At 63.1% G+C, this 18,933-nt stretch carries 14 protein-coding genes; 5 read left to right on the top strand and 9 right to left on the bottom strand.

What is annotated here, in order from left to right; genetic code table 11:
* Positions 1 to 32: 32 nt before the first annotated feature.
* A complete protein-coding gene (locus tag VK98_RS13220) occupies positions 33 to 1,487 on the bottom strand; it encodes an aminoacyl-histidine dipeptidase (protein ID WP_048414484.1) in 1,455 nt (484 codons plus the stop codon).
* A 283-nt stretch (positions 1,488 to 1,770) separates the two neighbouring features.
* Between VK98_RS13220 and bluB the strand changes: the two genes are divergently transcribed.
* From bluB to trpC, 3 genes are all read left to right on the top strand, one after another.
* Positions 1,771 to 2,409: a 5,6-dimethylbenzimidazole synthase gene (bluB, locus tag VK98_RS13215; protein ID WP_048414483.1), complete on the top strand. Its 639-nt coding sequence runs from the start codon at positions 1,771 to 1,773 to the stop codon at positions 2,407 to 2,409.
* A gap of 58 nt (positions 2,410 to 2,467) precedes the next feature.
* The gene (locus VK98_RS13210; protein ID WP_048414482.1) at positions 2,468 to 2,980 is read left to right on the top strand and encodes a prolyl-tRNA synthetase associated domain-containing protein; all 513 of its coding nucleotides are present in this window, start codon (positions 2,468 to 2,470) and stop codon (positions 2,978 to 2,980) included.
* Between the two features lie 79 nt (positions 2,981 to 3,059).
* Entirely contained in the window at positions 3,060 to 3,866 is an 807-nt protein-coding gene (trpC, locus tag VK98_RS13205; protein ID WP_048414481.1) for an indole-3-glycerol phosphate synthase TrpC, read from the top strand.
* Between the two features lie 8 nt (positions 3,867 to 3,874).
* Here trpC and VK98_RS13200 read toward each other — a convergent pair whose 3' ends face one another.
* Positions 3,875 to 4,786, bottom strand: coding sequence for a lipase secretion chaperone (locus VK98_RS13200; protein WP_053077379.1), 912 nt, complete (start codon positions 4,784 to 4,786; stop codon positions 3,875 to 3,877).
* Positions 4,786 to 5,715, bottom strand: coding sequence for a triacylglycerol lipase (locus VK98_RS13195; protein WP_048414480.1), 930 nt, complete (start codon positions 5,713 to 5,715; stop codon positions 4,786 to 4,788). Before VK98_RS13195 ends, VK98_RS13200 begins: the two co-directional genes overlap by 1 nt.
* Between VK98_RS13195 and VK98_RS23745 the strand changes: the two genes are divergently transcribed.
* A complete protein-coding gene (locus tag VK98_RS23745; protein WP_156187862.1) occupies positions 5,698 to 5,985 on the top strand; it encodes a hypothetical protein in 288 nt (95 codons plus the stop codon). The two genes, VK98_RS13195 and VK98_RS23745, sit on opposite strands and share 18 nt — an antisense overlap.
* An 11-nt stretch (positions 5,986 to 5,996) precedes the next feature.
* On the opposite strand, the gene VK98_RS13190 is transcribed toward VK98_RS23745, so the two are convergent.
* Positions 5,997 to 8,213: a patatin-like phospholipase family protein gene (locus VK98_RS13190; protein WP_048414479.1), complete on the bottom strand. Its 2,217-nt coding sequence runs from the start codon at positions 8,211 to 8,213 to the stop codon at positions 5,997 to 5,999.
* 206 nt (positions 8,214 to 8,419) lie between these two features.
* Here VK98_RS13190 and VK98_RS13185 point away from each other — a divergent pair, with 206 nt between their 5' ends.
* Complete coding sequence (locus tag VK98_RS13185; protein WP_231589278.1) at positions 8,420 to 9,877, top strand: PilZ domain-containing protein; 1,458 nt, start codon at positions 8,420 to 8,422, stop codon at positions 9,875 to 9,877.
* A 79-nt stretch (positions 9,878 to 9,956) separates the two neighbouring features.
* Here the strand turns inward: VK98_RS13185 and VK98_RS13180 are convergent, their stop codons facing one another.
* The 5 genes from VK98_RS13180 to VK98_RS13160 all read right to left on the bottom strand — a co-directional run bounded on the left by VK98_RS13180 (position 9,957) and on the right by VK98_RS13160 (position 18,854).
* Positions 9,957 to 11,159: an acetyl-CoA C-acyltransferase gene (locus VK98_RS13180; protein ID WP_048414477.1), complete on the bottom strand. Its 1,203-nt coding sequence runs from the start codon at positions 11,157 to 11,159 to the stop codon at positions 9,957 to 9,959.
* Between the two features lie 194 nt (positions 11,160 to 11,353).
* Complete coding sequence (locus VK98_RS13175; RefSeq protein WP_048414476.1) at positions 11,354 to 13,729, bottom strand: 3-hydroxyacyl-CoA dehydrogenase/enoyl-CoA hydratase family protein; 2,376 nt, start codon at positions 13,727 to 13,729, stop codon at positions 11,354 to 11,356.
* A 475-nt stretch (positions 13,730 to 14,204) separates the two neighbouring features.
* Positions 14,205 to 15,704: an OmpP1/FadL family transporter gene (locus tag VK98_RS13170; RefSeq protein ID WP_048414475.1), complete on the bottom strand. Its 1,500-nt coding sequence runs from the start codon at positions 15,702 to 15,704 to the stop codon at positions 14,205 to 14,207.
* Between the two features lie 190 nt (positions 15,705 to 15,894).
* Complete coding sequence (locus VK98_RS13165) at positions 15,895 to 16,272, bottom strand: acyl-CoA thioesterase (protein WP_019102937.1); 378 nt, start codon at positions 16,270 to 16,272, stop codon at positions 15,895 to 15,897.
* A 128-nt stretch (positions 16,273 to 16,400) separates the two neighbouring features.
* Positions 16,401 to 18,854, bottom strand: a complete 2,454-nt coding sequence (locus VK98_RS13160) for an acyl-CoA dehydrogenase (protein WP_048414474.1) — start codon at positions 18,852 to 18,854, stop codon at positions 16,401 to 16,403.
* Positions 18,855 to 18,933 lie beyond the last annotated feature (79 nt).

Genomic DNA, 18,933 nt, shown 5'->3' with positions numbered 1-18,933 from the left:
GGTAATCGCATCAAACCGCCGCGGACCGCGGCTTAGCGCGCGGGCACCGCCGCCAGCACCGCCTTCAGCAGATGCCAGGCCTTGCCCACCGACTCCACTTCCACCCGCTCGCCCGGCGCGTGAGCGCCGCGGATATTGGGACCGAAGGACACCATGTCCATGCCCGGGTACTTGGCGCCCAGAATACCGCACTCCAGGCCGGCGTGAATCACCTGCACCTGGGCCTCGCCGCCGAATTCGCGGGCGTAGACTTGCTGGAACAAGGCCAGCAGCTTGGACTGCGGGTTAGGCGCCCAGCCCGGATAGCCGCCTTCCATCTCCACCTGGCAGCCGGCCAAACGGAACAGGCTTTCCACCTCGCGCGCCAGCATCCAGGTGCCGGAATCCAGCAAGGAGCGCACCATCAGGTTGGCGAACAGCTTGCCCTCTTCCAGCACCACCACGCCCAGGTTGTTCGAGGTTTCCACCACGCCTTCGACGCGCTGGCTCATGCGCTTGACGCCGTGCGGCGCAGCGTGCAGCGCGGCGAAGATCGCGCCCTGGTCGGCTCGCGCCAGCACCTTGTCCAGCTCGATGCTCTCCTGCACCACGGTGACGCCCTCGTCGACGCCGGCCAGCTCGAAACGCAGCAGGCTCTGGAAGGCGTCCAGCTTGGCCGCCACCTTGGCCGCGTCGGCGGCCGGGAAGGCCACGGCGGCGAAAGCCTCGCGCGACAAGGCGTTGCGCGCGGTGCCGCCCTTGAACGAGGACACGCGCAGATCGGTGTCCGCTTCCAGTTCGCGGATCAGGCGGATCAGAATCTTGTTGGCGTTGCCGCGGCCCAGATGGATGTCGGCGCCGGAATGGCCGCCGCGCAGGCCCTTGATCACCAGGCTGGCGGCCTGATAACCGGCCGGCAGCGCCTCGGTCGCGTAAGCGCGGCTGACGTTGGCGTCTACGCCGCCGGCGCAGCCCATGTAGAACTCGCCCCATTCCTCGGTATCGATATTGATCAGGTACTGGCCTTGCAGCAGGCCAGTGCCCAGGCCCAGCGCGCCGCCCATGCCGGCTTCCTCGTCCAGCGTCAACAGCACCTCGACCGGACCATGCGGCATGTCCTCACTATTGAGCACCGCCATGCCCAGCGCCACGCCGATGCCGTTGTCGGCGCCCAGCGTGGTGTTTTCCGCCACCAGCCAGCCGTCTTGCAGCACCGGGCGGATCGGGTCTTTGAAGAAGTCGTGCTCGGTGCCGGTGTTGGCCTGGCACACCATGTCCAGATGGCCTTGCAGCACCACGCCGACGCGGTTTTCGTAACCTGGGGTCGCCGGCTTGCGAATGATCAGGTTGCCGACCTCGTCCACCACGGTGTCCAGGCCGCGCAGTTCCGCCCACCCCTTCAGGTAGTCGCGCAATTGCTGCTCATGCTTGGACGGACGCGGGATTTCACACAGGGTCTGGAAATGCTCCCAGACGACTTTGGGTTCTAGTTCTGCAATTCGGGTCACGGAAAGTCCTCTAAATCATCAAGATGCGATAGCGGTTCGGGCTATGGCCGAACGCGCCGCGCCCGGCGCGGCAACGTTGGAATTCAGACTGTCCACTTTATCACGCCCGCATGCGCCGCGTCATGTGGGAAACTCATGCCAAAAGCGTCTAATCCGCTGAATCGCTTGACCGAAGTCATGAGTCCTCCTGCAAGCGGCGCCATGCTATTTGCCAGCTGTGGCAAAGCCGCTATCCTCCGACACTGAAAAATCCCCACTCGTCCGTTTGCCAGAAAGGTCCGCCATGCACCGCTACCCAGATCAAGACATCGCCGCCATCTACCGGGTGATAGAACAGCGACGCGACATGCGCCATTTTCTGCCGGACCCGGTGGACCCGGCGCTGCTGCGCCGCCTGCTCGAAGCCGCTCACCACGCACCCAGCGTCGGCTATATGCAGCCGTGGCGCTTCATCCGCATCGCGGACCGCGGCCTGCGCGAGGAGATAGGCAAGCTGGTGGACGCGGAACGGCTGCGCACCGCGGACCAACTGGGCGAACGCCAGGCGGAATTCCTGCGCCTGAAGGTGGAAGGCATCCGCGACTGCGGCGAGGTGTTGGTGGCCGCTCTGATGGACGGCCGCGAGCGCCATGTGTTCGGCCGCCGCACCCTGCCGGAAATGGATCTGGCCTCGGTGGCCTGCGCCATCCAGAACCTGTGGCTGGCGGCGCGCGCCGAAGGCCTGGGCATGGGCTGGGTGTCTCTGTTCGACCCCGTCGCGCTCGCCGCGCTGCTGGGCATGCCCGAGGGCGCCAAGCCCATCGCCGTGCTCTGTCTAGGCCATGTCGCCGAGTTCTACGCCCAGCCTATGCTGGAGCAGGAAAAGTGGGCCAGCCGCCAGCCGCTGGAGCAATTGGTGTTCGAAGACCGCTGGCGAGATTGAACCAGGCCTCGCGGCGCGGCCATTGAAGCGCGCGCCGCCGCCATGCTAGCCTGCGGAGATGGAACACGCTTTATACGACTTTCTCGACCAGCACCAGATCCGCCACCAGCGCTTCGACCACCCACCGGTCTACACCTGCGAAGAGGCCGCGCGCCTGACGCCCGGCCTGCCCGGCGCGGAATGCAAAAACCTGTTTCTCTGCGACGCCAAGGGCCGTCAGCATGTGTTGCTGGCGGTGCCGGCCGACGCCGGCGTCGACATCAAGGCCCTGGGCGACTTGCTGGAACTCAAAGGCCTGCGTTTCGCCTCGCCGGAACGCCTGCTGCGCTGCCTGGGCCTGACCCCGGGCGCGGTGACGCTGCTGGCAGCCTTCAACGACCGCGAGCGCCAGGTCGCCGTCGTCGTCGACCAGGCGCTGAGCCGTCGCGACGCCATTCTCTGCCATCCGCTGGTCAATACCAGCACGCTGGCGCTGCCGATGGGCGAGCTGATGCGCTTCCTGGACCTGACCGGCCACGCGCCGCGCATCGTCGAGGTGCCGCGCAGGCCGGAGCCCGCGGAGCAAGGCTGAGCGCCGCGGCTTGTCAAGGCCACGGCTGATCCTGCATGATGGTCGTTTCTTTCGACTTGCCCGGATTGCAGACTCAAGCATGTCAGACATACTCAACACCATCATCGCCACCAAGCGCGAAGAAATCGCCGCCGCCTTGCCGCGGCAACCGCTGAGCGCGGTGCGCGCCGCCGCGGAAGCGCTCAACGGCGACCGTCGCGACTTTGTCGCCGCGCTGCGCGCCAAGCACGCGCTGGGCCAAGCCGCGGTCATCGCCGAGATCAAGAAAGCCAGCCCGAGCAAGGGCGTGATCCGCGAGGACTTCCGCCCCGCCGAGATCGCCGCCAGCTACGCCGAACACGGCGCCGCCTGCCTGTCGGTGCTGACCGACCGCCAGTATTTCCAGGGCGACGCCGCCTATCTGCAAGCCGCCCGCGCCGCCTGCCGCCTGCCGGTGCTGCGCAAGGACTTCATCGTCGATCCCTACCAGGTGTACGAAGCCCGCGCGATGGGCGCCGACTGCATTCTGCTGATCGCCGCCGCGCTGGAGCTGCCGCTGATGCGCGAACTGGAATCCCTGGCGATGGAGCTGGGCATGGCGGTGCTGGCCGAAGTGCACGACGCCAAGGAACTGGAACAGGCGCTGCAGCTGCGGACTGAACTGATCGGCGTCAACAACCGCAATCTGCGCAGCTTCGAAGTCAGCCTGGCCACCACGCTGAAGTTGTTGCCGCAAATCGAAAACGGCCGCATCGCCATCACCGAGAGCGGCATCGCCACCGTCGACGACGTGCGACTGATGCGCAGCCACGAGGTGCACACCTTCCTGGTGGGCGAAGCCTTCATGCGGGAAAAAGAGCCGGGAGAAGGTCTCTCCCGGCTGTTTCAGGACGAAAACAAGGGCTAAGCCCTTGCTTATTGAGGCGGGACCAGCGCGTCCAGCCTCAATTGCTCCTGAGCGCTGAAACGCTGGGCGCGCCAGCCGGCCAGAGCCTGCCGCCGCTGCGCCGCGTCCAGGCCGGCAGCCGTCTGCAAGCGCCGCGCCTCCAGACGATAGGCCTCCACCCTGGACTGCCACTGCGCCTGTTCGCGATCCAGCTGCGACAAGCGGTCGGCGGCGGCCTGCCCCACCATGCCGGCGCGCAAGGCGTACAGCTCTTGTTCGCCGCCGCCCTTCTTCCGCAACGCCTCTTCCGCCTCGGCCAGGCTCAAATGCTTGACCGGCTCCAGCCGCGCCGCGCGCAGCTCGGCCGGCAAGCCCGCCTCCAAGGCCTTGAGGCGGGCGGCCTTCTGCTCGGCGCTCAAGCCGACGTCGGCGGCGATGCGCAGCCGTTTGACGGTGAAATCGTCATAGACGTCCTCATCGCCAAACAAGCCGGCCACTTCGCCGGCGGACAGGAATTGCAGGCGCAACGCTCTCATCTGCTGCAAACGCTCGGCCACGCCGCCCGCCGCCTTGCCCTCGCTCAAGGCTCGGCGGTAAGCGACATAGCGGTCGAACAAGTCCAGCGCCTGCTTCAAGGCTGTTCCGCTCAACTGCGCCGACAAGGCCTGCTCCACCGCCTTGCGGGTCGCGGGCAGATCCCGCTCCCCCAACGCCGCCAACTGGTAATCGAACAAGCGCCGCAGTTCGGCGTCCACCCTCAGCGCGCCGTTCGCCTCCACCCGCGCCCGGCCGTCGGCCTGGGTGCCGCGCAGCGACGGCGCCGCCGTCGGAGACGCGGAACCGCCGGCTTGCGCCGTCGCCTCGTCGGCCCCGGGCCAGCCCAGCCAGACCAGCGCGCCCAGCAACAACGCGCAGCTCCAGCCCATCCAGGCGCGCCGCATTACAGCCCCGTATTCTTCAAGCGGTTGGCCTGTTGCCGGTACAAACTCACCGGGCTGACCTCGAACAGGCTGACCAGGCCAAAGCTCTGGTTGATCTCGTTGACGTGGTTCATCCGGTAGTTGTCGCGAATCACCTGGCCCAGATGGGCCGAGCAAGTGCTGACCAGGCCGTCGGTGGGCGTGGAGCCGAAGGCCAGCCCCAGCACGCCCATGGGCGCGGACAAGGGGTCCAGCACATTGGTGACGGTGGACGAACCGGTCCATGAGTAATAACGGATGCCGTTGACCTGATAATCGCCTTCGCCGCAAGCGCTGGTCGGCACCCCTTGCGGGAATTTGGCGCTGAAAGCGGCGGATCCCGCGGTAGTCAAGGAGTCCAGGGCGCCCACCGGATATTGCGGCTGCCCGGTAGTGCCGGCGAAGAACTGCATCACCGCGGTCAAGGCCTTGGCCACCGCGGACGCCACCGCCTCCGACACCGAGCCCGGAGGCACGGTTCCGCGAACGATGTCGGCCACCACCGAACCCTTGTTGACCCCGCCCACCGATGTCACCGAGGCCACCAGGTCCGGCCGCACACCGGCCACGTAGCGCGCGGTGGGCGCGCCCTGGCTATGGCCGATCAGATTGACCTTGGCGGCGCCGGTGATGGCGATGATTTTTTGCACCTGCTGCAGCAACTGCTCTCCGCGAGCCTCGTTGCTGTTCAGCGCGGACACTTCGGCCACGAACACCTGCGCGCCGTCGGAACGCAAGGCCGCCGGCACCTGGTAGAAATAGTCCACGCCCAACAACTGGCCGAAGCCGAACAGGCCGTGCACCAGCACGATGGGATAACGAGTCTGGGTATAGCCGCCGGCGGCGTAAGCGGCGGACAGGGGCAAGCATAGCCCCAGACACAGCAGGGCTCCGTGAAGCAACTTCTTCATGGTGTTTCTCCTCAAGTTAACGATATGCGGGCTGAGTATTTGCTCTTATTTGCATGCCCAAACTTGTTAATAGGAGAAAGCGGAGGAAAACACCAGAATTATTCAAACGTTTGTATTTTTACGTCACTTAACAACAACAGAAAATACGACAACTTAAAACTCAACCGTCCGAAAGATCAAAGCCGGCTGGCCAAAACGGCAGCCGGCTCAATAAAGACAAAACGCCGTATGGCGAAAGCCATACGGCGCTCCGGACTCGCTGCTGCGTAGCTCGGATTCGCTCAGTAATCGGAACCCAAGTACAGATAGGCGGTGGGTTTGCCGCCCTTGGCGGTGCCGACGCCGACGAAGAACGGCCCGATAATGGTGTCCGCAGCCAGGAAGACAGAACCGGCGGGAATCCAGTTTGTATCTTGCGACGTGAGATCTTCAGCTCTCACTCGCCCCCAGATCTTGCCCAACTCCATCGAGACGCCGGCGTAGACGCCGGAGCCAAGCGCGGACGGCAGGCTGGACGCTCGCCAATAAAACATCGAGCGGAACAAGGACGAGCGATCGCCAATCAGTTCGGAATCCTGATAACCGCTCAGGTTCAAGAAACCGCCCAGCGATCTGGGCAAAGCCAGGGCATCCTCTCTGTCGTCGAGATTCAAAGCCCCCTTGTTCTTGGCGGTCAACCGCATCGTCACGCTGCCCAGGGTCTTGGCGTACTCCAGGGTCGTATCGTAGTTGGTCAGATTGACATCGCTGCCCCAGGACGGAATGCTCTTGGTCAAGCGACCGCTGATGAAGTAGCCGGACCGCGGCCAGCGCGGATTGTCGAACTGATCCACCACCAGGCTGGTGCCCACCCCGGTATCCCGAAAGTTTTGCGGCACCCAACCGGGAAGCCACGATACCCGCGAGCCGAAGTGATTATCGTCCCGGTACGCGCCAATCCGCCACTCCCCGTAACGGCCCAAAGCCACGCCGCCATCCAGACGCAGGCTGCCCACATTATTAGTCCACTCCGTATTCAATGAATGGTCCTCGTTGTAAATCGGCAGAAAGTCCTGTCGATAGCCCAAGGACGCGGCGCCGAACACCGGACTGCCCTCGTACAGCGGCTGATACCATTCCGTTTTGATCAGCTTGTCCTGCCCGATGGACACATCGTTGCGCCAGGCGCCGCCGGCGCTGTTGGCGTTGCGCCATTCATGCGAGGCCAAGAAGTTGAAGTTGCTCTCGCCCGGCGTCGCGCTGCTCAGGTTCAGGCCGAAGCGCAGGAAGTTAGGCCCTATGCTGCGCTCCAGCGGCGACACCGTCATCACATTGCGCCCGGACACATTGTCCACGCGGTAGGTCAGCCTGTCGTAATCGCCGCCGGCGAACACGCCGCGCAGACGGGCCTGGGCGCTGCTGATAGGCTCCACCACCGAGGAAAAGGCCAGCGATTTGGCCAGTTGCTCCGGTTTGGTGAACTGGCCGGGCTTGCCTTCCACCTGGATCTTGTCGATCAAGGGGAAATGCGGCCGCTCCAGCCGGCGCTTCCACGCCGCGTACTCCTCTTCGGACACCGAATAGGCCGACAGCTGCTTGGCCAGCGCCTTGGCCGCCTCTTCTCCGCGCATGGTGATGGCCCGATGCTCGCTGAAGGAAGCCGAGGTATAGCCGCTCAAATTCGGCTTGATCACCAGATCGCGCTTGTCCAGCTTGCGCAGCTGCTCCTTGGCGTTGCGGCTGACCATCAGATTGGAGGTCTGCGCCACCACATCGAACAGGCTGTTGATCTCTTTCGCCGTCATCAGCGGCGTGGACACATCGACGACGATTACCCTGTCCGCGCAGCGGCCTTTGACGTCCTGGATGGGCAGGTTGCGCGCCAGGCCGCCGTCCACCAGCAAACGCCCCTCGTCGTCCTCGATCAGATCGAACAAGCCCGGCACCGCCATGCTGGCGCGCAGCGCGCGCGCCAGCGATCCCTCCGAGAACACCACCGGCTCGCCGGTCGCCAGATCGGTGGCCACCGCCCGGAACGGGATGGGCAGCTGGTCGAAGCTGCCCACCACGCGGTCGCGCGTCAGCTTATGGATGTACAGCTCGATTTCCTGCGAATTGATCGCGCTGCGCGGCACTTTCAACCCGTCTTTCTTCAGGCCGAAGGTAATGTCCAGATAGTTCTTGTAATCATCGCGCTTGCGGTCGTAGGGCACGTCCGCCCGCGTCGGCTTGCCGGACAGCAAGGCGTCCCAATCGGCGGCGTTGAACTCGCGCTCCATCTGCGCCAAGGGCAAGCCATTTGCATAAATACCACCAATCAGAGCCCCGGCGCTGGTGCCCGCGATACAGGCGACGGGAATCCGCAGGCGCTCCAGTTCCTTCAGCACGCCCAGGTGGGCGAAACCCCGCGCGCCGCCGCCGCCCAGCACCAAACCCACGCCTTGCGGCGGATAAGCGCCAAGCTCTTCCGCGTCGCCCGCCCAGGCCGTTTGCGACAAAATTCCGAGCAACAGCAGCACAACCAGCCGCTGTCGCCGATTCCAGCGATTGTTATTTGTAAGCATATGGGTAAATAATGAGAATTACCGTTTCACCCACGCCTGCGCGTGGCGTAAGATATAGCGATATGCCAATGAAAACATAATTTCCTATAAAGCCGGGCTAAATGTTTGACTTCAAATCACTTGTCAGTTCCCTACTGAACAAAAACACGACTGCCTCCGAAGTGGCGCAGTCCGCAACCCTATTAGTGCGCGACCTGCCTGAAACCGAGTATTTCGGCGCCTTGGTGGAAATCATCAAAGCCGTCGCCAAAATCAACACCGACACCGACATCTCGCTGAAAGAGCGCGTCAAGACCCTGGTCTACGTCGACGACAAGGCCAACAACATTCACCGTCAGCTGTGCCAGGACTATCTGCAGTCCAAAGGCGGCAGCAAAGGCTACCTGCCCACCATTCTGGCCTATTGGCACGAGCTGTCCTCCGCCTACCAGATCTGCCTGCGGCTGTACAAAAGCCATCCCAACGCGGTGCCGGAAGACGAAATCCGCATCGTCACCATCCGCGGCCTGCATCACCAGATGCGGCTGATCGCCTGGAATTCGCTGCGCTACCTGAAACCGGAAGGCGCGGCCTGGCAAAACGGCTTCCGCTTTTTCAGCCAGGCAGAGGAAAGCGGCTTTTCCCGGTACCCGATCAAGCTTTACCTTAACAGCCCGGACGAGTTCAGCTGCGAACAGCTGCTGATCCAGGCCGGCATGCTGTTCCTGGCGCAGACCGACAATATGCTGCACAAGGAAATCATCGCGGTCGACCAACTGCTGATGATGCTGAGCCAGGGCATACCGCTGGACAAGCAACCTCCGGTGGAAGAACCCATCTTCGTCTACAACCTGTCGATGCCGGAGCCGCCTCAGGCCATGCTGCGCGGCATGGCCGGCAAATGGCATCGCTACTGGTCCGCCTACGAGATCACCAGCCGCTTGGCGGATCTGATGTTCGATCTGGACAGACGCATCCCTCCCGCGCTGGAGGCGATGGACGGCGGCCTGGAACGAGAGGAATGGGCCATTCTATGCGAAAAACTGGCCATCCGCTGGTCTACCGACGGCGGCAAGTCGCTGCGCAAGTCCGAGCGCTCGCTGCACGCGTCCAACGCCCACGTCAGCATAGGCTTCGAGCGCGTCGCCTATCAGGTCAAGGTTCAGGACGTGCCGACGCAAGACCCGGAGCGCGCCAGCGACTGGCGCATCAACGACATCAGCTCCACCGGCATGGGTCTCACCTTCATCGGCAAGGCGGTTGAGCAACTGGCCATCGGCCGCGTCATCCTGGTCAAGGCGGACAACCATCCGCAGTTGCTGGGTGTGATTCGCCGGATACTGCGCCAAAGCAACGGCACCAAGGTGGGCATAGAAATCCTGGGGCAGAATCCCGTCGGCGTGTCGCTGCTGGATCCGGAGCACTCGGACTCTCCGCCCTCCACCGCCATCTACATCACCCAGCCCAACTCCCGCAAAGGCCAACGCTACTTTCTGATGCCCAAGGCGCTGACGCAGCCGGACAAGCAACTGGTGCTGGCGGCGCAAGGCAAGTCCTACCAGATCCGCCTCAAAACCCCGCAGCACGAATACGAAGACTGCAGCCACAGCGACTTCGACACTCTGTCCAAGGTGGACTGAATCCCGTCCGCCGCGCGGCGGACAATAAAAAACCGGCTCGCCGCGACGAGCCGGTTTTTTCATGCGAGAAGAATCCCGCTTACAACACTTCGATGATGCCCGCGGCGCCCATGCCGGTGCCGATGCACATGGTCACCATGCCGTAGCCCTTCTGACCGGCGTCGCGCATGCCGTGCACCAGAGTGGCGGTGCGGATGGCGCCGGTGGCGCCCAGCGGATGGCCCAGCGCGATCGCGCCGCCGTGCGGATTGACCTTGGAGGTGTCCAGCGCCAGGTCGCGGATCACCGCCAAAGCCTGAGCCGCAAACGCCTCGTTCAGCTCGATCCATTTCAAGTCGTCCTGTTTCAGGCCGGCCTGGCTCAAAGCGGCGGGAATCGCCTCTTTCGGGCCGATGCCCATGATTTCCGGCGGCACGCCCTTGACCGCGAAGGTGACGTAGCGGCCCAGCGGCGTCAGATTGAACTCCTTGAGCACGCGCTCAGACACCAGAATCACCGCGCCGGCGCCGTCGGACATCTGCGAAGAGTTGCCGGCGGTTACCGAGCCCTTGGCGTCGAACACCGTTTTCAGCTTGGCCAGGCCTTCCAGCGTGGTCTCGCGGCGCGGACCTTCGTCGGTGTCCAGCACGCGGGTTTTGACCGCCACTTCGCCGGTTTCCAGATTCGGCGTGCGATAGGTCGCCTCCAGCGGCGTGATCTCGCTCTTGAACTTGCCGCCGTCAATCGCGGCCAGCGCGCGACGGTGCGACTCCACCGCGAACGCGTCCTGGTCTTCGCGCGACACGCCCCACTGCTGCGCCACTTTCTCGGCGGTCAGGCCCATGCCGTAAGCGATGCCGTAGTTTTCGTCCTTGGCGAAGATTTCCGGATTCAAGGACACTTTATTGCCCATCATCGGCACCAGCGACATCGATTCGGCGCCCGCGGCGATCACCACGTCGGCTTCGCCCAGGCGGATGCGATCGGCGGCCATCTGCACCGCGTTGATGCCGGACGAGCAGTAGCGGTTGATGGTGATGCCGCCCACGGTATTGGGCAGGCCGGCCAGCAGCACGCCGATGCGCGCCATGTTCAGGCCCTGCTCCGCTTCCGGGAAGGCGCAGCCCACCACGCAGTCGGAAATCAGCTTCGGGTCCAGGTTCGGCACCTGGGCCAGCGCGCCGGTAATCACGTGCGCCAGCATATCGTCCGGGCGCACATGACGCATCATGCCGCGCGGCGCCTTGCCCACCGGCGTGCGGGTGGCGGCGACGATGTAAGCTTCTTGTACTTGTTTGCTCATTTTCGATTCTCCTGTCGGCCGCCTGATCGGCTTTGCGGCGATCAAGCGGCCTTTCATCTGGCTATTGGCCGCGCTTGCGGGAGGATTCGTCGCGAGCGGGCCGAGATCGAAGCGAGAAGCGTAGCCGTACATGGGGTACGGCGAGCATCACAGCATTCGAGGTCGGCTCGCGCAGCAGAATCATCCCCAAGCACTTAGTTGCGCAGCGGCTTGCCGGTGGTCAACATATTGGCGATACGGTCCTGAGTCTTGGAGTTTTTCAGCAAGGTCATGAAGGCCTTGCGCTCCAGGTCCAGAATCCATTGCTCGTTGACCAGAGTGCCGGCCTCAACGTCGCCGCCGGTCATCACGTCGGCGATCAGGCCGGCGATGAAGAAGTCATGCTTGGAAATGAAGTTGCCTTCCAGCATGTTCACCAACTGGCCCTTGATCGACGCGGCGCCGCTGCGGCCGGCCACCGGGAAGCCCTTGACCTTGAGCGGCGGGCGATAGCCGGCTTCGGCCAGCGCGATCGCCTGCTGCTTGGCCACGTGCAACAACTCGTAGGCGTTGAACACCACCGGGTCGCCGTTGCGGAAGAAGCCGATTTCCTGCGCCTCGAAACCGCTGGTGGCCACTTTGGCGGTGGCGATGGCCATGAAGTAATCCTTCAGCGCGGCCAGTACGTCGCCGCGCGCTTCCTGAGCGGCGCGCAGCGCGAACTCCTTGCAGCCGCCGCCGCCCGGCAGCAGGCCGACGCCCACTTCCACCAGGCCGACGTAGGACTCCAGCGCCGCCACGGTCTTGTCGCAATGCATCGCGAACTCGCAACCGCCGCCGAACACATAGCCCTGGGTCGCGGCCACCGTCGGCACCTGGCAGTAGCGCAGGCGCATCGAGGTTTCCTGGAAGCGGCGCACCGTCGCGTCGATCGCGTCCCAATCGCCCATCATGAAGGCCGGCATCATAGACTGCAGGTCGGCGCCGACGGAGAACGGCTCCTCGGTCTGCCAGATCACCAGGCCCTTGAAGCGGTCTTCGGCGATGTCGACGGCTTTGTTCAGGCCTTCGATCACGGCAGGACCGATCGCGTGCGCTTTGGACTTGAACGACACCACCAGCACTTCGTCGCCGGTGGTGAAGGCGCGCACGCCCTCGTTCTCGAACACGGTCTCGCCCAAGGGCGCGGACGCCTCGCCCAGCACCTTGGCCGGCGCCAGCTGACGCTGGTACACGTCCAGCGCGGAACGGCCCACCAGCTTGTTGCCGGCCGGATCGTAAGAGCCTTCGGCGAAATGCACGCCGGCGCGATCGCCCTGCAGCACCCAGGCCGGCAGCGCGGCGGCGCTCAGCGCCTTGCCGGCCTTCACGTCCTCGTCCAGCCACTTGGCCACTTGCTGCCAGCCGGCGGCCTGCCAGGTCTCAAACGGACCCACGCTCCAGCCGAAGCCCCAGCGGATGGCGAAGTCGACGTCGCGCGCGCAGTTGGCGATATCGGCCAGATGGTGGGAGATGTAATGGAACACGTCGCGGAAACACGCCCACAGGAATTGCGCCTGCGGATGGCTGCTCTCGCGCAGTTTCTGGAATTTTTCCGCCGGATTGGCGATCTTCAAAATTTCCTTGACCGCGTCGTCGCCCTTCTCGCCGGAGCCGACGTACTCGCCCTTGGCCGGGTCCAGCACCAGCATGCGCTTGCCGTCTTTCTTATAGATGCCGGCCTTGGTCTTGGCGCCCAGCGCGCCGGCGGCGATCAGCTTCTGCATCCATTCCGGAGTCTGGAACAGGCCGTGCCACGGATCTTGCGGCAGGGTGTCCTGCATGGTTTTGACCACGTGGGCGAAGGTGTCCAGGCCCACCACGTCGGCGGTGCGGAAAGTGGCCGACTTGGGACGGCCCAGACGCGGACCGGTCAGATCGTCCACCACGTCGAAGCGAATGCCGAACTTGTCGGCGTTGGCGATGGTGGCCAGCATCGAGAATACGCCGATGCGGTTGGCGACGAAGTTGGGGGTATCCTTGGCGCGCACCACGCCCTTGCCCAGGCTGGACACCAGGAAGCGCTCCAGATTATCCAGAATGTGCGCGTCCGAGGTCAGGCAGGGGATGATTTCCACCAGATGCATATAGCGCGGCGGATTGAAGAAGTGCACGCCGCAGAAACGCGGACGCACATTGTCCGGGCAGCTTTGCGCCAGCGTATTGATCGACAAGCCGGAAGTATTGGTGGCGAAAATGGTGTGCTCGCCCAGATGCGGCGCCACTTTGTGGTACAGGTCCGCCTTCCAGTCCATGCGTTCGGCGATGGCTTCGATCACCAAGTCGCAATCCTTCAAGAGGTGCAGGTGGTCGTCGTAGTTGGCCGGCTGAATGTGGTTGACGGCATCCTTGTTGGCCAAGGGGGCCGGCTTCTGCTTTTTCAAGCCTTCCAGCGCCTTGAGCACGATGCCGTTCTTGTCGCCTTCCTTGGCGGGCAAGTCGAACAGGATGGTCGGAACTTTGGCATTCACCAGATGGGCGGCGATTTGAGCCCCCATCACGCCAGCGCCTAGCACGGCTACCTTGCGTACGTTGAACTTGGTTTGAGACATGGTTTCCTCGTTTTGTTGAAACACAACATGAGACAGGCCCCTCTCGCCTGCTCAGCCTGCTTCAAGGACGGGCGTTGTTCGTCCTTGCGCTGAGTCGGCGGCGCGCCGCCGCTGCAGCCGGCACAACTTGACCGGCCGGGAAGTGATTATGGTGAAGCCCGGCCCGTCCGGAAGCCTGGCGCTGGAGAAGTCGCCCCATCGCCGCGGACATCCGTCAATCTACTGAAAAACCGCGCCGGCAGCCACTCTGGCGGCGGCTCAAGCGCAGCTGGAAAAAGCCTGTATTGAAAAATATCAAACACTCGCTTTTCTCCCAAATAAGTCTAACCCAATTTGGGCAAAAAAACAGGGGGTACGTGGAAAAATTGAGGGAGAAAACAAGCGGAAAAACCGGAGCGCCGCAAACGCAAAAACCGGGCGAGCGCCACGGCGCCCGCCCGACCCGAAATCCGCGCGCCCGACGGCGCCGATTCAATTAAAACCGATAGTTGTACTGCAGACCGATCAGTTGCAGATAGGTCTTGTAGCTGCCTTTCACCGTGCCGCCGTTGCCGGTGCACAGCTGGCCATTAGACATCTGGCCGCTGGGGTTACAAGTATCCGTGTAATTAACGTTGGCGTTAGCGAAATTGATGAAGCTGTAGGCAACGTCGATCGAGCTTTGCTTGTTGATCTTGTAGTTGGCGCCCAACGACAGCCACAGACGATCGCTGTCCGGCAAAGCCGGGTGGCGATCATTGTCGGACTGCAACGGCGACTGCTCCCAGGCTACGCCGCCACGGAACAGCCAAGTATCGCTGTACTGGTAGTTGGCGCCCAGAGACACGCGCCAAGTATCACGCCAGTTCTGATGAATCACCATATCACCCTGAGCGACGCCACCCACCGTGGACTGCTGGATCACGATGTCCTTCATCTGCGAGTTGGCGACCCAGGTCACATCGCCCATCACCGCCCACCTCGGATTCAGCTGATGGAAAAAGTTAGCGGATGCGGTTTCCGGCGTTGTCACATCCACTTTTGCCGAAGCGTCCGGGTGCTTGCTCTTGGCCACTGCGCCAGCTCCATTCTGCGGCAGACCAGGGATAGCGCTATTGGTGACATTGTTAAATGTCCAGGTGGACGAGCCGCTCAAAGACTGTTTGATGCTGGAACGATACGCTAAGCCAAAACGAGTGTTTTCATTCAATTGGAACATATAACCGATGTTCCAGCCAAAACCCCAGTCGCTGCCCTCCACATGAGCCAAGCCATCCCCATTAACCCTCGCAGCGCCAACTGCAGCTCGCGCCTGCGCCAGCGCCACCGCCTGGGAGGCCCCGCCTGTCAATGCCTGCTGATACGCAGTCTGGAAAATACGAGCGTTCACACCCGTCGTTGCATCCGCCATCTGATCCAACGACGCAGTCATATATTGTGCGGAAAGGCCAAAACCAAAGGAATGACGATCATCCAGTTTGAACGACATCGACGGGTTGATATTGATCGACTGCAGATTCACGCTCTTCAAGGCATAACGGCCTGCCCAGTCGAAGCCATAGTCCAACTTGGCGCCATAGGGCACAAACATACCCAGCCCCAGATTGATCTTGTCGTTCAGTTTATGCGACAGGTAGAAGTTGGGTGCCGCCACGGCCTTGGGCGCGAAAGAGCCGCCATTGCTGCCGCCAGTCGGCTGGGCGGTGGAGCCAGGAATCAACACAGCCCTCGTCGAACCGTTGTCGGTGTATTCGGAGTGCGGCACCACCAGGGTCGCGCCGCCGGAAAACTGGGTGCCCTCCAGCCGGGACAGACCGGCCGGGTTGGCGAAAATAGTGGAAGGATCGTTGGCTTCGGCGCCGTTGGCGTGCGCGGTGCCCTGGCCGGACACGCTCTGCGAACCAAACTGATAACCCGAGGCCACGGCCTGGGTGGACATTAGACCGAATGTTGCGCCCATGACCATCACGGACAGGCTGAGGTGCTTGAGTTTCATGTTCTCCCTCTCTCTTTGGCTTTGCTATATATAAGTGTTCTTAGGTATTAGACGACCAATAACAAGCACTGGTCATATTTGATGCTACCAGAGAATTAGAGCAATTCCACAAGGTTTTGGAGTGTTTGTTCCAAACAAACGTTTAATGAGACATTTCTGCAACAAGCACGCAAAAAAGCATTGAATTAGGCTAAATATCGCCCAAAAGACGCGATTTTCCATCGCAATCCACCGCCACATAGGTGGCGACCACCTCGGTGATCGCCTCATGCGAGCCGTCGATGCGCTCCGCTTCCACGGTGATTTTCAGGGTGATGGATTTCTGGCCGATTCGCAGCCGTTCCACATAAAGGTCCACCACGTCGCCCAACAGGATGGGCGCGGCGAATTGGAAGGTATTGACCGCCACCGTGGTCACCGGGCCGCGCGACAAACGCTCGGCGTCAAGACTACCGGCCATGTCGATCTGATTCATCAGCCAACCGGCCTGGACTCGGCCGTAAGCGTTGGTGCTGGTCGGCAGCGCGCGCACGCGCAACGTGGGAATCCGGACTTCAGGGCGGTCCATGCTCACTCCTTTGTTCTTGTTCGTCGCTCGGCCTTGGCGACTTTTCATCATTTCACGCCAGCGGCCGCCACAGCAGCCGCTGGCGTGAAATGCACGGGACGAATCCCGGCAAATCTTACCCCTTATGCTCAGAAGATCAAGCGTTGCAGCAGCTTGTCGTCATGTTGCTCCAGCATCTTGTCGAAATCGTCGACCATGATCACGTCGCGCTTGAGCTTGCGCGCGCGGCTGACGGCGTCGAACTCGGCCTGGGTGAGCAAGCCGGCCGCCAAGGCTTCCGCCAGGCGCTCGCGCGCGGTCACTGAGACGAACTTGCCGTCGCGCGCCAGCTTGCGCAGCTTCTGCTCCAGCGGCTCGGTGGCCAGCACCGCTTCCAGCGCGTGGGCCAGCACGCCCACGGCGTCGCCCTCTTCTTTCGGCAGATACATGCCGCGCGTCAGCCGTTCGCGCGTTGCGCCCGGCTCCATCATCGCGCGCGCCACCTGGGTGCCGACGCGATCGGACGCCGGCTTCAAGGTCAGGCCCCACGGGAAGATCAGCTTGCGCAGCACCGCCGCCAGCATGCGACTGGGCAGGTTGGCCAGGAAGCCGTCCATCGCCTGCTGCACGTCGTACAAGGCGTTTTCCACCGACCACTGCAGCACCGCCAGGTCTTCCTTGGGCGCGCCGTCGCGCTCGAAGCGCTTCAGGCAGGCGGAGGCGATGTAGAGGCCGGACAGCATGTCGCCCAAACGCGCGGACAGTTTCTCGCGGAACTTCAGGCTGCCGCCCAGGCTGAACATCGCCATGTCGGACAGCAAGGCGAAAGCGCTGGAGAAACGAGTCAGCCGTCGGTAGTAAGCGCCCACCTCGCCGCCGCGCGGCGCGCCGGCGAAACGGGCGCCGCTGAGACCCAGCCACAGCGAGCGGACCACATTGCTGATCACGAAGTTGATATGACCGGTGATGGCGACGTCGAACTCTTTGCCGTCATTGGCCATCGCCGCTTTCATCTCGCGCAGCACGAAGGGATGGCAGCGGATCGCGCCCTGGCCGTAAATGATCATCGAACGAGTCAGGATGTTGGCGCCTTCCACGGTGATGCCGATCGGGATCGCCTGGTAGGCGCGCGCCAGATAGTTGCGCGGCCCCAGCACCACGGCCTTGCCGCCATGGATGTCCATCGCGTCGTTGATGGCTTTGCGCATGCGCTCGGTGTTGTGGTACTTGAGGATGGCCGACAGCACCGACGGCTTCTCGCCGGTATCGAGGCCGGTCAGCGCCAGATCCTGCGAGGCCTCCATCTGATAGGTGTAGCCGCCGATGCGCGCCATCGCCTCGTCCACGCCCTCGAACTTGCCGATGGGCAGACCGAACTGGTCGCGGATGCGCGCGTAAGCGCCGGTGACGAAGGTGCTCATCTTGCCGGAAGCCACCGACATCGCAGGCAGGGAGATGCAACGCCCCACCGACAGGCACTCAACCAGCATGCGCCAGCCCTGGCCGGCGAACTCGCGGCCGCCGATGATCCAGTCCAGCGGAATGAACACGTCCTTGCCCCAGGTCGGGCCGTTCATGAAGGCGGCGCCGCCGGGGAAATGACGGCGGCCGATAGCCACGCCCTCGTGTTCGGTGGGCACCAACGCGCAGGTGATGCCCAAGTCCTCTTTATCGCCCAGCAGGTGCTCGGGATCGTACATCTTGAACGCCAGGCCCAGGATGGTGGCTACCGGCGCCAGGGTGATCCAGCGCTTTTCCCAGCTGACGCGCAGGCCGAGCACGTTTTCGAAACGCTCGCCGGTGCGCGGATGGGTGTAAGAGCCGCGGCAGACGATGCCGTAGTCGGGAATGCTGCCGGCGTCCGAGCCCGCGTAAGGGCTGGTCAGCGCAAAGCACGGAATTTCCAGGCCCTTGGCCAGGCGCGGCAGATAGTAGTCCTTCTGCTCCTCGGTGCCGTAGTGCTGCAGCAATTCGCCCGGCCCCAAGGAGTTGGGCACCATCACCGACACCGCGGCGGTGCCGCCGCGGGTGGCGATCTTGGTAACCACCTTGGCGTGGGCGTAATTGGAGAATTCCAGGCCGCCGTAGCGCTTCTTGACGATCATGCCCAGGAAGCCGTTGTCCTTGATGAACTGCCACACTTCCGGCGGCAGGTCCTTCAGCTCGTGGGTGATCTTCCAGTCGTCGATCATCGCGCACAGCTGCTCGGTGGGGCCGTCGATGAAGGCCTGCTCTTCCGGCGTCAGCTTGGGATCGGGGAAGGACAGCAGACGGTTCCAGTCCGGCTTGCCGGAAAACAGGTCGCGATCCCACCACACCGTGCCGGCGTTGATGGCTTCCTGCTCGGTCTGGGACATCGCCGGCGTGATTTTCTTGAACACGCCGAATACCGGACCGGTGAACACGGCGCGGCGCAGCGGCGGAAGATTGAGAACCGCGGCGACCACCGCGAAAACAGCCCAGGCCGCCGGCGGCAGCGGGCAATGGAAGACGAACTGGAGCGCGGCGAGCCAGGCGGCAAGCCCCACGGTCCAGGCCAGAACAGGCGCGCGGAAATACGCCAGCGCGCCCAGCAGCACGACCAGAACAACGGCAGATATCATTTTGTTTTACCCTCGTGTTGACCCTTCCATTCCGGCGGCAACAGCAAGGGACGCGACCTGGGATCGGCGCGTCCTGCCC

It is taken from the genome of Chromobacterium sp. LK11 (assembly GCF_001043705.1).
Classification (GTDB): Bacteria; Pseudomonadota; Gammaproteobacteria; order Burkholderiales; family Chromobacteriaceae; genus Chromobacterium; species Chromobacterium alkanivorans.
The sequence above is the reverse complement of the archived record's forward strand: the minus strand, read 5'-3'. Positions and strand labels throughout refer to the sequence as shown.

Excerpts from the sequence above, each read along its gene's own strand:
- VK98_RS13170 (WP_048414475.1), bottom strand. The coding sequence starts at position 15,704 with ATGAAACTCAAGCACCTCAGCCTGTCCGTGATGGTCATGGGCGCAACA.
- VK98_RS13175 (WP_048414476.1), bottom strand. The coding sequence starts at position 13,729 with ATGTCTCAAACCAAGTTCAACGTACGCAAGGTAGCCGTGCTAGGCGCT.
- VK98_RS13160 (WP_048414474.1), bottom strand. The coding sequence starts at position 18,854 with ATGATATCTGCCGTTGTTCTGGTCGTGCTGCTGGGCGCGCTGGCGTAT.
- VK98_RS13210 (WP_048414482.1), top strand. The coding sequence starts at position 2,468 with ATGGAACACGCTTTATACGACTTTCTCGACCAGCACCAGATCCGCCAC.
- trpC (WP_048414481.1), top strand. The coding sequence starts at position 3,060 with ATGTCAGACATACTCAACACCATCATCGCCACCAAGCGCGAAGAAATC.
- VK98_RS13200 (WP_053077379.1), bottom strand. The coding sequence starts at position 4,786 with ATGCGGCGCGCCTGGATGGGCTGGAGCTGCGCGTTGTTGCTGGGCGCG.
- VK98_RS13165 (WP_019102937.1), bottom strand. The coding sequence starts at position 16,272 with ATGGACCGCCCTGAAGTCCGGATTCCCACGTTGCGCGTGCGCGCGCTG.
- bluB (WP_048414483.1), top strand. The coding sequence starts at position 1,771 with ATGCACCGCTACCCAGATCAAGACATCGCCGCCATCTACCGGGTGATA.
- VK98_RS13180 (WP_048414477.1), bottom strand. The coding sequence starts at position 11,159 with ATGAGCAAACAAGTACAAGAAGCTTACATCGTCGCCGCCACCCGCACG.
- VK98_RS13195 (WP_048414480.1), bottom strand. The coding sequence starts at position 5,715 with ATGAAGAAGTTGCTTCACGGAGCCCTGCTGTGTCTGGGGCTATGCTTG.